Annotated in this window: 10 protein-coding genes; 9 read left to right on the forward strand and 1 reads right to left on the reverse strand. The window is 42.9% G+C overall.

Annotated elements, in window-relative coordinates; all coding sequences use genetic code 11:
* Window positions 1-218: 218 nt before the first annotated feature.
* Genes QSV34_RS04555 through QSV34_RS04585 form a run of 7 tightly spaced genes read left to right on the forward strand, consistent with a single transcriptional unit; the run spans window position 219 to window position 9,678 of the window.
* Window positions 219-1,331: a DegT/DnrJ/EryC1/StrS family aminotransferase gene (locus QSV34_RS04555; protein ID WP_289152376.1), complete on the forward strand. Its 1,113-nt coding sequence runs from the start codon at window positions 219-221 to the stop codon at window positions 1,329-1,331.
* Window positions 1,332-1,370: 39 nt separating this feature from the next.
* Complete coding sequence (locus QSV34_RS04560; RefSeq protein WP_289152377.1) at window positions 1,371-2,633, forward strand: glycosyltransferase family 4 protein; 1,263 nt, start codon at window positions 1,371-1,373, stop codon at window positions 2,631-2,633.
* Window positions 2,634-2,668: 35 nt separating this feature from the next.
* Window positions 2,669-4,717 carry an acyltransferase family protein gene (locus QSV34_RS04565; protein WP_289152378.1) on the forward strand — a complete coding sequence of 683 codons (2,049 nt, stop codon included), beginning with the start codon at window positions 2,669-2,671 and terminating at the stop codon, window positions 4,715-4,717.
* Entirely contained in the window at window positions 4,714-6,285 is a 1,572-nt protein-coding gene (locus tag QSV34_RS04570; RefSeq protein ID WP_289152379.1) for a GMC oxidoreductase, read from the forward strand. Before QSV34_RS04565 ends, QSV34_RS04570 begins: the two co-directional genes overlap by 4 nt.
* Window positions 6,286-6,331: 46 nt before the next feature.
* Window positions 6,332-7,072, forward strand: coding sequence for an SDR family NAD(P)-dependent oxidoreductase (locus QSV34_RS04575; protein WP_289152380.1), 741 nt, complete (start codon window positions 6,332-6,334; stop codon window positions 7,070-7,072).
* A gap of 53 nt (window positions 7,073-7,125) precedes the next feature.
* Window positions 7,126-8,508 carry an oligosaccharide flippase family protein gene (locus QSV34_RS04580; RefSeq protein ID WP_289152382.1) on the forward strand — a complete coding sequence of 461 codons (1,383 nt, stop codon included), beginning with the start codon at window positions 7,126-7,128 and terminating at the stop codon, window positions 8,506-8,508.
* A 6-nt stretch (window positions 8,509-8,514) separates the two neighbouring features.
* Window positions 8,515-9,678 carry a glycosyltransferase family 4 protein gene (locus QSV34_RS04585; protein ID WP_289152384.1) on the forward strand — a complete coding sequence of 388 codons (1,164 nt, stop codon included), beginning with the start codon at window positions 8,515-8,517 and terminating at the stop codon, window positions 9,676-9,678.
* Window positions 9,679-9,726: 48 nt separating this feature from the next.
* On the opposite strand, the gene QSV34_RS04590 is transcribed toward QSV34_RS04585, so the two are convergent.
* On the reverse strand, window positions 9,727-10,797 hold the full coding sequence (locus QSV34_RS04590; protein WP_289152386.1) for a hypothetical protein: 1,071 nt from the start codon (window positions 10,795-10,797) through the stop codon (window positions 9,727-9,729).
* A gap of 233 nt (window positions 10,798-11,030) precedes the next feature.
* On the opposite strand from QSV34_RS04590, the gene epsE reads away from it, so the two are divergent.
* Together epsE and QSV34_RS04600 are read left to right on the forward strand one after the other, a co-directional pair.
* Window positions 11,031-12,272, forward strand: coding sequence for an exopolysaccharide biosynthesis GT4 family glycosyltransferase EpsE (gene epsE / locus QSV34_RS04595; RefSeq protein WP_289152387.1), 1,242 nt, complete (start codon window positions 11,031-11,033; stop codon window positions 12,270-12,272).
* Complete coding sequence (locus QSV34_RS04600; protein ID WP_289152388.1) at window positions 12,250-13,338, forward strand: acyltransferase family protein; 1,089 nt, start codon at window positions 12,250-12,252, stop codon at window positions 13,336-13,338. Before epsE ends, QSV34_RS04600 begins: the two co-directional genes overlap by 23 nt.
* Window positions 13,339-13,340: the final 2 nt, after the last annotated feature.

Raw genomic sequence — 13,340 nt, forward strand, 5'->3', positions numbered from 1 at the left:
TTCAGTGCTGAAGTGGTGTTGCCTCACGCTTATGGTCTGGGAAATAGTTAAAATAAGAGAGCAGCCAAGATCACATGGTGCTTCATGGTGTCCAGATAAGCATATAGCTGCTATTTATCATTAAGTTCTTATCCAATCTTCCGGGTGATAACGGCGGGAGATTCAGTGTGGTTTATCTTTAAATCACACTAGTTAGCTTTTATGGGGAATAATTAGATATGGCTGACAAGGGTGTTGGTGTTGTACGCGCGCCGGTATGTAATAAAAAACCTGCTTTAAAAACAATGAGTAATGATGGGTTGGCTGGTAAGGATCTACGTTATGTAGAGAGTAAGCGTGTTGATATAGAAGCAGTCAAAGGTTATCTAGAGATTAGCTGCGAGCATAACCACTGGTCTAACTTTGGCCCGGTCTCCCTGCTGTTGGAAGAATACATCGCTGAGTTACTCGGGCTAGAAAGTGGTTTGAAAGTTGTTATGTGCGCTAATGCAACAGCTGCTATGCACGCTTTGGTGACCTTAGAGGAAGTTAAGCAAGGGAGTAGCCAGCGATGGGGGGTATCTTCGTTTGGTTTTTACAGCTGCATTCAAGGGCCACTTCAGAAAGCAGTCGTTTATGATTGTGATGAGGCGGGCCTTCTTGATTTGAATATGGTGGGAGCAGATTCCGTTGACGCTCTCATCATGACTAATATGTTTGGTGCGCATAGAGATATTGAAAAATATCATAAATACGCTAATGATAATAATAAATTTTTATTGATAGATTCTGCACTGGCCTTTGGTTCACATAAGCACGTAGCGAATGAATGTATAAGTTTTCACCATACAAAGCCGTGGGGATTTGGAGAGGGTGGCTGCGCGATTGTTCTGGCCGATGACGAAAAACTGTTTCGCTCGTTGATTAACTTCGGATCCGGCTTGGAGTCATCCCTGAGCCGCCATGCTGGCAATGGCAAAATATCAGATGTTTCTTGCGCATATATACTAGCCAGGTTAAGGCAGATGGAAGTGCTTTCGCCACTTTACCAAGCTGAATATGAAAGGATCAAAGCTATTGGAACGGATCTTGGTCTGCAGGTCTTAGGTGGTAATGTTCAGCACCCAGGCATACCTTCGAATGTTCCCTTTATATCGCAGGCACCTTTAGGTGATATAGAACACCCGGTATTGCCGACAGCTCGCTATTATCAACCATTGGAAAATACGCCAGTCGCCTCTTCTATATACGAGCGTATACTGAATATTCCATGCCACCCTCAAATGGCGACGCTTTCTGACGATGCAATATATTCTTCCTTAGAAGGAATTCTAGAGAAATCAAATGGTTGATGTTTGGTTTTTGATCGGTATGGAAAAGTTAATAATAAAATGAAAGTTCTAATGCTCGCTGCTGAGTGCAACCCTCAATGGCACTCGTTACCAGCCCTAATATATGAATATTACTGTGCCCTCAATAAGTTAGTAGATATTACACTCGTTACACATATTCGTAATAAAGAACACTTGCAACCTTGCCTGCCTAAAAATGCTTGTGTGACATATATAGATACAGAGGTGATTTCCAAGCCCCTTCACAAGTTATCAATGGCTCTTAGCGGTGAAGAAAATAAATCGATGACGTTGCAAGTAGCTATGGGTTATCCGGGTTATATATATTTTGAGCATCTAGTATGGAAAAAATTTGGCAAGGCCATTCGATCCGGTGAGTACAGCCTGGTTCATCGTGCAAGTCCGATGTCGCCTACGTTGCCAAGTTATATAGCAAAGCGCTTGCCGGTACCATTTGTTATTGGTCCAATCTTAGGTGGTTTGCCCTGGCCTAAAGCTTTTCGTCGAGAAATGCTGCGTGAAGGAGAGTGGATGAATTTTTTCCGATGGCTGCATCGCTGGATGCCCTACTATCGGTCGACCTATAAAAAAGCATCAGCAGTTTTGGCGGCCTACGAGCACACTATAAGTGACTTGCCCTGTGCTGATGCTGAAAAAATTATTGATTTTAGCGAAGGCGGAATCCACAAGTCAGACTACCCAGTGCGCCGCTTTGTCGAAAATGAAACGAAAAAGGTGCTTTTTGTGGGTCGATTAGTACCCTTCAAACAGCCAGAAGTGCTCATTCAAGCTTTCGCCGAAAGTGATCTGTTGCAGAAGCATCAACTGATTATTGTGGGGGATGGCCCAGATGCAGAGCGCCTAAAGTCGTTGGTTAAAGGCTTGAATATGGAGCACTGTATAAAGCTAACAGGTCGGATTCCCCATCAAGAAGTTGTTAGTTTGATGTATGAGTCCGATATCTTTGCATTTCCGTCAATACGAGAGCAGGGTGGTGGTGTTCTAACTATGGCTTCGATGGCATCTATGCCGAGTGTCGTTGTTGAATATGGTGGGCCGTCTTTTAGGGTTCCAGATTCTTGCGGCATGAGGGTTCCTATGGGAGAGCAGGAGAATTTGGTTGAAGGGTTTATTAAGAGCTTGGAGTATCTGATCTTAAATCCAGATGAGATAAAACGTAGAGGCATCAAAGCGCGTGAGTTTGCTGAAGGGCACTATCGTTGGTCTTATAAGGCGGAAAAAACAGCAGAAATATACGATTGGGTTCTGGGCAATAGGTCAGAAAAGCCATTGTGTCGGTAAAGTGATATCAATAACAAGTGCAGACTTTAGCGAATATGAAATATAGGTTAGACATCGATGGTTTGAGAGCCTTGGCTGTTTTGCTGGTCGTTTTTTTTCACTATGAGATCAGTGGATTTTCTGGCGGATATATAGGTGTCGATGTATTTTTTACATTGTCAGGATATTTGATAGGCGGGATCGTTTTTTCACAGTTAGAGAAGAATAGATTTTCTTTCTCGGAATTCTATATGCGCCGTGTGAGACGTTTGTTTCCTGCGTATTTTGTCGTCATGTTGGTGGCAGCAATTGGTGCATACTACTTACTGCTGCCTTCGGATTTAAAGGATTTTGGGCAAAGTTTAGCATCATCAACACTGTATGTTTCAAACATGCTTTTCTATATAGAAGCAGGATATTTTGATACAGCTTCCCACACAAAGCCTTTACTTCATACGTGGTCATTATCTGTAGAAGAGCAATTCTATTTATTCTTCCCTGCCATTGCTTGGATTTGTTATAAATTCGGTAAAAAAATAGTTATAGGCAGCTTTTTCACGCTGACAGTCCTGTCATTTATAGGGGCTGTCCTAATGATGAAACATGATACAAGTGCAGCATTCTTCCTTTATCCATTTCGTGCCTGGGAATTATTTATAGGTGTTATTCTTGCAATGAGAATTGCCCCGCAGTCAGAGAGCCCATCGACTATAAATACACTTTCTGTACTGGGCTTGCTGATGATTCTCTTCTCGGCGATTTTTTATGAGCAGTCCACCGACTTTCCAGGCGCTTCTGCACTGGTTCCATGTTTTGGTACGGTGCTCTTGCTGTATGCCGGTCAGTTGGCGACAAGAGATTGCTATGTTCAGAAATTTCTGTCACTAAAGCCTTTTGTCTTCTTAGGGAAAATATCTTATTCGCTATACTTGTGGCATTGGCCACTTCTGGCATTTTACAGCTACTCTTTTCATGAACTGCCCAATGGATGGACGAAAGTTTTCATTTTGTTGATTACAGTGGGTCTTTCTATCCTGTCGTGGCGTTATGTTGAGCAGCCGATTCGGGAAGTAAATCTGCCTCTTGTTAAAAAGAAGAGCGCAGTTTTTGTTGCGACATCAGCTTTATCAGTTGTTTGTATACTTTTTGGTTACAACCTGCATCGTACGAATGGGATGCCAGATCGGCTAGATGACAATGTTGCAACATTTGCGAGTGTGGCCAACGATTTTATTGGGTGGGACGGAAACTGCCATGATAAAAACAATAGCATCCTGAATGGTATTCGACACTGTACAGCAGGCGACCCATATGTCAGCGATAATATCATGGTTGTTTGGGGTGACTCTCATGCTGCTGCACTGCAAAGAGGACTGGTTTCTGCCATAGAGGAGCAAGGTGTAAACGCAGTTATATTGTGGGAAGCTGGCTGCCCACCGGTATTTGGCGTGTTGAAGGAGGAAAACTCTTATGGGTTTTCTGATACCGAAAACTGCCGTAAACATATAGAGAGTGTTAAGGAATACCTGAGTAATAATAAACACCGGATATCAAGCTTTATGTGGATTGCCAGATGGAGTTATTACTTCTCTGGAGAGGGCTATGGCATAGATAGAAAAAATACGATACAGGTTTGGCCTGAAGATGGAAGCTATGATAGAGAGCCCCAGAGTATAGTGCTTAGAAACGCTATGCTTGATACAGCGAAATTCTTAAAAGAGCTGAGTGTGCCCATTTATCTTCTGGAGCAATTTCCAGAGTATAAAAATTACCATTCGAAAAGAGCTGCCATATCTCTGCTCAATAATCAGAGAGAGTTGTTAGAGATAGAGAGTAATGAATCTATAGAAGACTATCGGGATGTTGAACTGCGCCAACGTTTTGTTCAGGATTCTTTCGAATCGCTATTAGATCATGATGACTTTCGTATTCTAAAAACTCACACCATCTTTTGCGATACAAAAAATTGTTCGGCGTTTTATCGTGGAGTTCCTGCTTATGCCGACAATAATCATTTGTCGACTGAAGCATCCAAAAAAGTGAGCTTTGTATTTCAACCAGCGATAGACGCAGCCAAGCATCATAGAGCGGTAAGTCAAGAATGAATCATGTTGATGCGAAGATCGTTACTCTTGATGAGTGTGTAGAGAAACAATGGGATTTTGTGATAGCCGGCTCTGGTATAGGGGGTGGGGCAGCAGCCTATGCGTTAACGAAAAAAGGTTTTCGTGTGCTTATGCTGGAAAAGGGGTGCTTTAACTTATTAAGCGGCGATGTCTCAAAAGAGCAAGAGAGTCCCAACGAAAGGGTCAAGCATGGAAAATGGCCTTATCAAATCAAGAGTATTATTGATGGTTCAGAAAGCCATACTTGGCCGCCGCTAGGATGTGGAGTCGGAGGAACAAGTCAGCTATATGCGGCTGCTTTGCAGCGATTTGAAGCGGTTGATTTTAAACAAACTTGCCGTGACGGAAAGGCATTATTATGGCCCTTTGGGTATTCAGATATAGAGCCTTATTACCAGCAGGCTGAAGCTCTTTTCTCCGTTAGTGGTACCAAAAACCCCCTCAGTCCTGATGAATCTTATGATCTTAATGACCCTCAAGCTATGTCTGAGGTAGATAGTTGCTTTTTCCAGATGTTCAGGGAAAAAGGATTAAACCCTTACAGACTGCATGTTGGGATTGATTATAAAGATCAGTGCTTCGAATGTGGTGGAAAAGTTTGTTTAAAAGACTGCAAGAAAAATTCATACAATAGTTGTATAGAGCCTGCGATGAATACCGGCAACCTATGGTTGGCGACAGAGTGTGAAGTGTCTACTGTTTCCGCAAATGCAAAGTCTGCCGAGAGTCTTGATGTTGTTCAGAATGGAAAATTATTTAAGATTCATTCGAAAAATATAATTCTATCCTGTGGGGCCTACATGTCACCGGTCATTCTGAGGCGCTCCAAAAATAAAAGCTGGCCCAGTGGTATTGGGAATGATCATGATCTGGTTGGTCGAAATTTAATGTTTCACGTTTCTGATTTTATTGCTATTTGGAGCGGGTCGAAAAAATCGAAAAGCGGTGCGAGAAAAACAATCGCTATTAGAGACTTCTATCAGCATGGCGATCTTAAACTTGGTGAACTTCAATCTTCAGGCTTGGATGCAGATTATGGAAATATCTTGTATTCACTCATAATGAAATTTGAGCAAAGCAAATTTTCAAAAATAAAGCTATTCAAACAGTTGCTTAGAATTCCCGCGTATCTTGGCTCAAAATTGTTTGGTGGCGCTACGGTTTTTGCAACCATTCTTGAGGACTTTCCTTATAAAGAGAACAGAGTGGTGGACTGCAAGGAGGAAAAATCAGGATTTTTTGTTGAGTACTCTATTCACGATGAGTTGAAGCATAGACTCAAATATATGAGAGAGAAAGTCAGGCATTCAGTCGGTGTCAAAAGAAGCATGGTACTTAGCTCGGGTGTTCCCCTGAATTTTGGACATCCATGTGGCACCTGCCGAATGGGTTCTGATCCCAGCTCTAGCGTTCTCGATGAAGATTGCAGGGTACATGGGCTGAATAACCTTTATGTTCTAGATGCTTCTTTTATGCCTACTAGTGGTGGAACAAACCCAAGTCTGACCATTGCTGCTAATGCCCTGAGGGTGGCGAGCAAGTTGTAATAACCAATGATGATCGTATAAATGATGAATTTAAAGAGGTTTTGTTATGGCTAATAGCAAAGTTGTTGTTATCACAGGTGCTGCTAGGGGCCTTGGGAAAGAGCTGGTTCAAGAATTTTCTGCTAACGGCTATTCAGTTGCAGCTGTCGTTCGAACCTCGGAATCACAGGAAGCGTTAAGTGACCTGATGAACTCTAACAAGTCAATAACTTGTCATGTGGCAGATGTTTCTCGTGCGGAGCAGGTAGAGCATGCTTTTGAAGAAATTTTGTCGGTTCATAAGCACGTTGACGTGCTATTCAATAGCGCAGCGGTATATCCAAAGATAAATTTTTTAGATGAAAGTAGTAACGATTGGGCCGAAGCTCTTGCGGTAAATGTGAATGGCGTTGTCAATTGCTGTAAAACTGTATTGCCATCTATGTTGGAAAGAAATTATGGGCGCATATTTAATGTTGGTAGTTGGGCTCACATGGGGCCAATAGAAAACAGTGCCGTCTACTCTGCATCGAAGGGTTGTGTAAGGGCGCTCACAAAGGCCATAGGTGTGGATATTTTAACTCGAGGTAAAGATGTTCAGGTTCATGAATGGATACCTGGGCACTTGAACACAAGAATGAGCGATTTCACCGGTATAGACCCAAGAGAGTCGGCACGTTGGGCTGTGAACATGGTAGAAAATCACAGCACACAATCAGAAAGTTCCATATTCGATGGGGCTGAACTCTGGGTGCCCCCAAAGTCGTTAAAACGACGCGTGCTAGATAAACTGCTTTTTTGGAAGTAAAAAAATCAGGAAGTATCTATGTGTGATTGCACTTCAAATTGCTGGTTCGCTTTGTGAAAGATGTCTTGAATACAAATAGAAGAGCTCTTTCCGATATTTATCGAAGAGCATCTTCTCTTGCCTCAACTTCTTTAGCAAATAGTGCTTTTTGGGTGTTTGTAGGAAGCGGGGGCTATCAGGTAATACGCTTGCTGGGCAATCTTGTTCTTACACGATTACTTTTCCCTGAAGTTTTTGGTGTTATGGCTATCGTTACTGCGGTGATGATTGGCTTAGGGCAGTTGTCGGATGTCGGGCTTCGTCAGGGGGTTGTAAACAGTGATCGCGTTAATGACCCTCGTTTCATGCAGACCGCATGGACCCTACAAATTGTAAGGGCTGGGTTTATTGGTTTGCTGGGTATTGCTATCGCGTACCCAATAGCAAGTTTTTATGACGCATCAATAATTGCTCCGGTACTAATCTGGATTGCACTTTCTGCATTGATTACGGGCTTTAAATCGATTGCGCCATTGGCCTACGACAAAAGATTGGATTTAAAAACCCAGATGTTAGTAGATTTGGGGATTCAGGTTTTAGGTTTAGCGGTAGTTATCGTCTGGGCGTACATTTCTCCAACGCTTTGGGCCCTGGTCGCGGGGCAAGTAGTTTCATCCGTTCTTGAAGTTATAACCAGTTACTATTTGTTTTCTGGGCATCACAGTCGCTTCGCCTGGGATAAAGAAGTTGTTAAAAAATTATTTAATTTCGGGAAATGGATATTATTGTCGTCGATTATTTCGTACTTGGCTGTGCAAGGTGATCGATTGATTCTAGGTGCCTTCTTGTCTATGGGAGAGCTTGGTAAATATTCGGTTGCAGCAACTTGGGCGGCTATTACATCGTTATTCTCTGTGAATATCTCAACAAGAGTGTTGCACCCCTATTTCAAAAAAGCTATTGATAACCATTCTGACTATGGGAAAATTTACAGGGTTCGCAATTTACTGAATGTTCTTTATGTCGGTATCTGTATTGTTTTGGCAGCCGTCGGGGATCATTTAATTTACTTTTTGTACGATGATCGGTACAGCGATGCAGGTTGGATGTTGCAAATATTAGCTGTTGGCCAAGTAGGCAGAGCGTTAACAGGAACTTTGATGCCTTTTATGATTGCCAGTGGCGATTCTTTTAGCCAAATGAAATTTAGTACAGCAAATGCGGTAATTCTTATCGCCTCACTTCTTCTGGGTGGGTATCTTGCGGGTACGGTAGGTATTGTGGTTGCAATTACAATATCTTCGCTGCTTGCTCATCCTGTCATGATCGCTTATGCAAACCGCCATGGCTATCGGTGCTTTTTGTCAGATATGTCATTAATTGTCTTTTCAGTCTTGATCTGTATTGCGCTATGGTGGCTCATGGATTCAAGCGTTATTAATGTTTTGTTTAAATAGAAGCATATGGATGAGAGACGTTTAAAAGTTGCCTATTTGTGTGAGACTGATCCTGTACATGCCTGGGCGCATTCCGGTGGCAATCAGCGCTTGTTTCGGACGATAGATAAACACCTTGGTGATACAACCTACATCGAATATCACTGGGGGTTCTTTCAGTGGGCTAAGGTTTTAATAGATAAGCTACCTCTGAAAATATCTATGAGGCTTCGATTTCGAGTGCATTTATTATTGTCTCGGTTTATTTCTCGAAGAACAGCGTCAGAATTACGAAAAGGTAATTATGATGTCGTATTTTGTACGTACAGTTTTTATTGTCTTGCAAACTTGAGGCTTCCACACTCTTCGCTTCTGGTTTTTTCATCTGACGCAACATATACAGTATATAAAAACTCGGAGATTGGTGCTGTTTTTGGATCGTATCTTTCATTATCGCGTAAGTTCGATTCTTATATATACAAGTTGGAGAAGAGGGTATATCAAAATGTGGATTTGGCACTTTGGCCATCTGCATGGCTAAAGAATAACGCAGATAAATTGTATGGCCTTTCGAATAGTCACTCTTATATGCTGCCTTGGGGAGCAAATGTTGAGGATCCTGGTCAGCCAGTATTTCCAGAGGCGGCTGACATCAGCGAGCAGGTCAATCTACTATTTGTTGGCAGGGACTGGTTTCATAAAGGTGGCCCCCTTGTGATTGAGGTGTTGAATTTACTGCTCGAAAGAGAGCACGACGCTCATTTAACAATTGTGGGCTGCAACCCTCCGGAACTACTTAATCATGAAAATGTAACAATCCACCCATACCTTGATAAGACTGCCCCTGAGCAATTAGCGATTTTTCAACGTTTGTTTTCCAGGTCTCACTTTTTCGTGATGCCTTCCTATGAGTCCTACGGTTTTGCTTTTTGCGAAGCCAGTGCTTACGGGTTGCCGATTTTGTGCATAGATGTTGGGGGAGTACCCGTCGAGCAGGGCGTCAATGGGTTTCGTTTGCCTATTGATGCAGGGAGTGAGAGCTTTGTCGATAAAGTGCTTTATTACAAGAACAATATCGATGACTACCTAAAGTTAAGGCAGGCATCCAGAGAGTATTACAAGGATTTTCTTAACTGGGATGCTTGGGGCTCGCGAATGCGAGCCTTAGTTCTAGAACGCTTAAAAAGCTAACGCATCTTCTGTTGATATAGCCCCTGACTTCAGGAGCTTTTCGGGGGGTTACTTCTCTTCAAACCAGACTCGGCTCTGACCATCCTTGAAGGTGTATAGAGACAGCTGGTTCCATATGTGTTGAGATATGTTCTGGTAATGCTCTTTTACAAGTGGGTGTATGCTCGAAGGAATCTTCAGGTTGTCAGGGCTTTGTTCCCCATAGATTCCCATGTAAGTGACCAAGGCGGCAAGAAAATAAATAGTCGGTTTGCCATGAGGGGCATCATCCTCATATAACTCGGTGGCAGGTATCGTATTCAAAGGATCTAGCTGAAGTACGCTGGCTATAACTGGCCCAACTGGTAACATTTTTACCTGTTTCTGGGGTCGAGCTTCGCGAATCTGATCTTGATACTGAATCCACCACTCATGGAATTCACCAAGCGTTTTGGCGTGATATCGCGAGAATTCCCGCTTAGAAGGCGGAAAGCTCGAGATGTACTGAGCCATATCTGGCCAATTTTCGTAGATATAAATATCGCTCGATGGGGAGTGGAGGCTTATCCAGTCAATGATCTCCAGTGTCGACGTTAAGGGGGTGCTTCTTGTTGGATTATCGCCATCAAAGGGGGTATTTGGTGACTGGTATTGAATAAAGTTGGCTGCTGTCAGTATAACGCTCGTAAAGCCTACATCAGAGAAGCTTTCTCCATTCAAGTCAGGGTCCCAAGCAGTAGGAACTTCGCTGAACCCCCACTGAGATTTTGGTGGTAACTCAGCATGGTTTCGTAAAAAACCGTATTGGCCGGCAGTGTAATATTTGTTCCCTGCTGCCTTGGCGAGTTTTTGTAACCAATGTGGTACAGATGTTTCGTTGTTCCCGGCGGGTGCTTCAGGGGAAACATGGTTAATTAAACTGTGCCCGAACAAATAGTTCTTGATACTAGATTGACGTTTAATTTTTAGAGTGGGTGTATTTGACGATGTTTCGCCTCCATCAAGCTCAGGTTGGCTATCTACTGAGTTGACTGTTGCTTCGTGGTCTTTTGATATGGCGCCAGTTGAGTCCGCTTTGCAGGATACTAGGCATAAAAAGCTGCATATAAGAGGAATGAGGAAGGTCTTTTGAGATTTCATGGCGAATGATTTCCGTTGTTTATAAAGTAAAGCTCTGGACTCAGGGATTAGAGGATTATACATTTGCTGCTTCAGATATATACCACACATACATAGGATTATTCCCTTTAGGCGAAAATGCATGCTTATGTGGAAACACAGAGTCTACTATGTAGACTTTATGCGTTCGTAGCAATCTATGCTACGGGTATCTTGGGCGAGTTCACCGTATAACTAATAATTGTGAAGCAAATATGACGTCTATTGGTTTCCTTATTCCAGAGTTTCCAGGCCAAACCCATGCATTCTTTATGAGAGAGCGTGCAGAATTGGCCAATCTGGGTGTTCATACAGAATTGATCTCTACTCAGAGGCCTGTGGAAGGAGAGGGGATGGCTCAGCACTCTTGGGCAAGTGAGGCAGCAAAGGATACACACTATTTGTTTCCAATAGGCGTTAAAAGTATTGCAAAGGCGTTTTTCTATATTCTGATGTCTGGCCCAGCTGCTTGGTGGCGGTCGGTAAAGTCAATTTTATCGAGTTCAGAGTTGACCTTTAAGGAGCGTTTACAGCTCCCAGGCTTACTGCTCATCGGAAGCAATTTAAAACAGTGGGCACAGAGAACAGGTGTAGAGCATATCCATGTCCACAGTTGTGCTAATTCGGCCCATGTCGCTATGTTTGCTCGTTTGTTGGGTGGGCCGTCTTACAGCATAACTCTGCATGGCCCCATGCAAGATTATGGTGGTAATCAGGCTGAAAAGTGGCGCCATGCGAGTTTTGCTATCATCATTACTAAGGAGCTTGTTGGAGAGGTCAAAAATAAGTTGCCAGCCTGCTCACTTCCCCCTATACATCTGGCTCCCATGGGCGTGAATACAGACTCATTTCGACGCTCTTCAACATACCTTCCCCCTCAGCGGGATCAACAAGTCCATTTGGTGTCCTGCGGCCGTTTAAATTTTGTGAAAGCTCATGACGATTTAGTGCGCGTTGTTGCTCTTTTGCGTGACAAGGGTGTCAAGGCGCACCTGAGAATATGTGGTGCTGCTGACTCTCAAAGTGCTACAGATGGAACTGGCTATGTAGATAGCCTCGAATCGTTAATTGCTGAGCTTGGTGTAGAGTGTTCCGTAGATTTGTTAGGGTCTATTTCTGAAGAACGAGTAAAAGAAGAGTTGGAAAACGCACACTTCTTCTGTCTTGCAAGTTTGAAAGAGCCTTTGGGTGTGGCAACTATGGAAGCCATGGCTATGGAAATGCCCGTTATCGTTACTCGAAGCCCTGGAGTGTTGGACCTGATAGAGAGTGGCAAAAATGGGGTTTTGGTTGAGCCTCGTTCCCCTACTGAATTTGCAGAAACAATAGAAAACTTGCTAGAGGCCCCTGATGCTATTGAGAGTCTCGGCAAACAAGGGCGTTTGACTGTCTTGCAGCGCTTTAGCTCAAAGGTTAGTGCAAAAGCAATATTTGATGGCGTTCGTCAAACTAGCTAATGGGGAGCATAGATGGGCCGTGTGTGCGCAACTTAATAACGAATTACAAGAGAATACAGAACGGCAAAATTGGGTAGATTATGCCAAAGGCATAGGGATCATCTTGGTTGTTTATGGCCATGTTGTGCGAGGTTTATATAGTGCTGGAATCCCTATTTCAGAACGCTTCTACCAAATATCTGATAGCGTTATATATAGTTTCCATATGCCGCTGTTCTTTTTTCTATCCGGGCTTTTCTTCCTAAGTACTTACAATAAATACAAAGCAGGCAGAAGCGTTTTAAAAAAAGTGGATGTTATTGTATATCCCTATATTATCTGGTCTTTGCTTCAAGGCTTTATAGAGGTTTTTTTAGCTCAATACACTAACGGTGATGTTAGTGCTTCGGAGGTTTTGCGGCTTTGGGATCCGAGAGCGCACTTTTGGTTTTTGTATGCGTTGTTTTTAATTTTTTCCTTATGTTGCGTAATATTCTGGGCTTTTAAAGGGGCTGCTATATACGTTGCCTTGCTATCGTCTTTGGTTATTTATTTATGGCCGTCAATATTGCCTGAATCAACAGCATCCATTCATATTTCGCAGAATCTTGTATTTTTTATAGCTGGCATCGCTTTTTCTCGCTTCAGTTGCCACGATTTTTGGCGCAAGAAGTGGCTGCTTTATATTTCAATAGTCGGTTTTTCTCTTAGTCAGTATGTATTTCATATAACTTGGGGAGGGCACTACGGCGACCGGGGTGTCAACACGTTGTTGCTGGCCCTAGTCTCTATTACTCTGATTGTTTCGCTTTGTCATAGGTTGCCAGATAAGGGGTTGGCATGGCTCCTTACACTGGGTGTTTCTTCAATGGCGATTTATCTTATTCACATTTTATCTGGAAGTGGTGTAAGAATTTTATTGCAGTCATTGCTTTCCATAAACAATTTTTGGGTTCACCTTGCCTTAGGAATGGTTTTCGGGTTGCTGCTGCCTATAGTGTTTTCTGCAGTAGTGAAAAAGATAGGATTTAAATATATTTTCTCTGCGCCGATTAGCCGATGGGTTCAAAGGTTTGGGAAGAAATAGAA

This window comes from Porticoccus sp. W117 (assembly GCF_030341905.1).
Lineage (GTDB): Bacteria > Pseudomonadota > Gammaproteobacteria > Pseudomonadales > Porticoccaceae > SCSIO-12696.

What these genes read in the sequence shown, in the direction of transcription:
- QSV34_RS04555 (WP_289152376.1), top strand. Translation starts at nt 219, where the DNA reads ATGGCTGACAAGGGTGTTGGTGTTGTACGCGCGCCGGTATGTAATAAA.
- epsE (WP_289152387.1), top strand. Translation starts at nt 11,031, where the DNA reads ATGACGTCTATTGGTTTCCTTATTCCAGAGTTTCCAGGCCAAACCCAT.
- QSV34_RS04590 (WP_289152386.1), bottom strand. Translation starts at nt 10,797, where the DNA reads ATGAAATCTCAAAAGACCTTCCTCATTCCTCTTATATGCAGCTTTTTA.
- QSV34_RS04585 (WP_289152384.1), top strand. Translation starts at nt 8,515, where the DNA reads ATGGATGAGAGACGTTTAAAAGTTGCCTATTTGTGTGAGACTGATCCT.
- QSV34_RS04560 (WP_289152377.1), top strand. Translation starts at nt 1,371, where the DNA reads ATGAAAGTTCTAATGCTCGCTGCTGAGTGCAACCCTCAATGGCACTCG.
- QSV34_RS04565 (WP_289152378.1), top strand. Translation starts at nt 2,669, where the DNA reads ATGAAATATAGGTTAGACATCGATGGTTTGAGAGCCTTGGCTGTTTTG.
- QSV34_RS04570 (WP_289152379.1), top strand. Translation starts at nt 4,714, where the DNA reads ATGAATCATGTTGATGCGAAGATCGTTACTCTTGATGAGTGTGTAGAG.
- QSV34_RS04600 (WP_289152388.1), top strand. Translation starts at nt 12,250, where the DNA reads ATGGCGTTCGTCAAACTAGCTAATGGGGAGCATAGATGGGCCGTGTGT.
- QSV34_RS04575 (WP_289152380.1), top strand. Translation starts at nt 6,332, where the DNA reads ATGGCTAATAGCAAAGTTGTTGTTATCACAGGTGCTGCTAGGGGCCTT.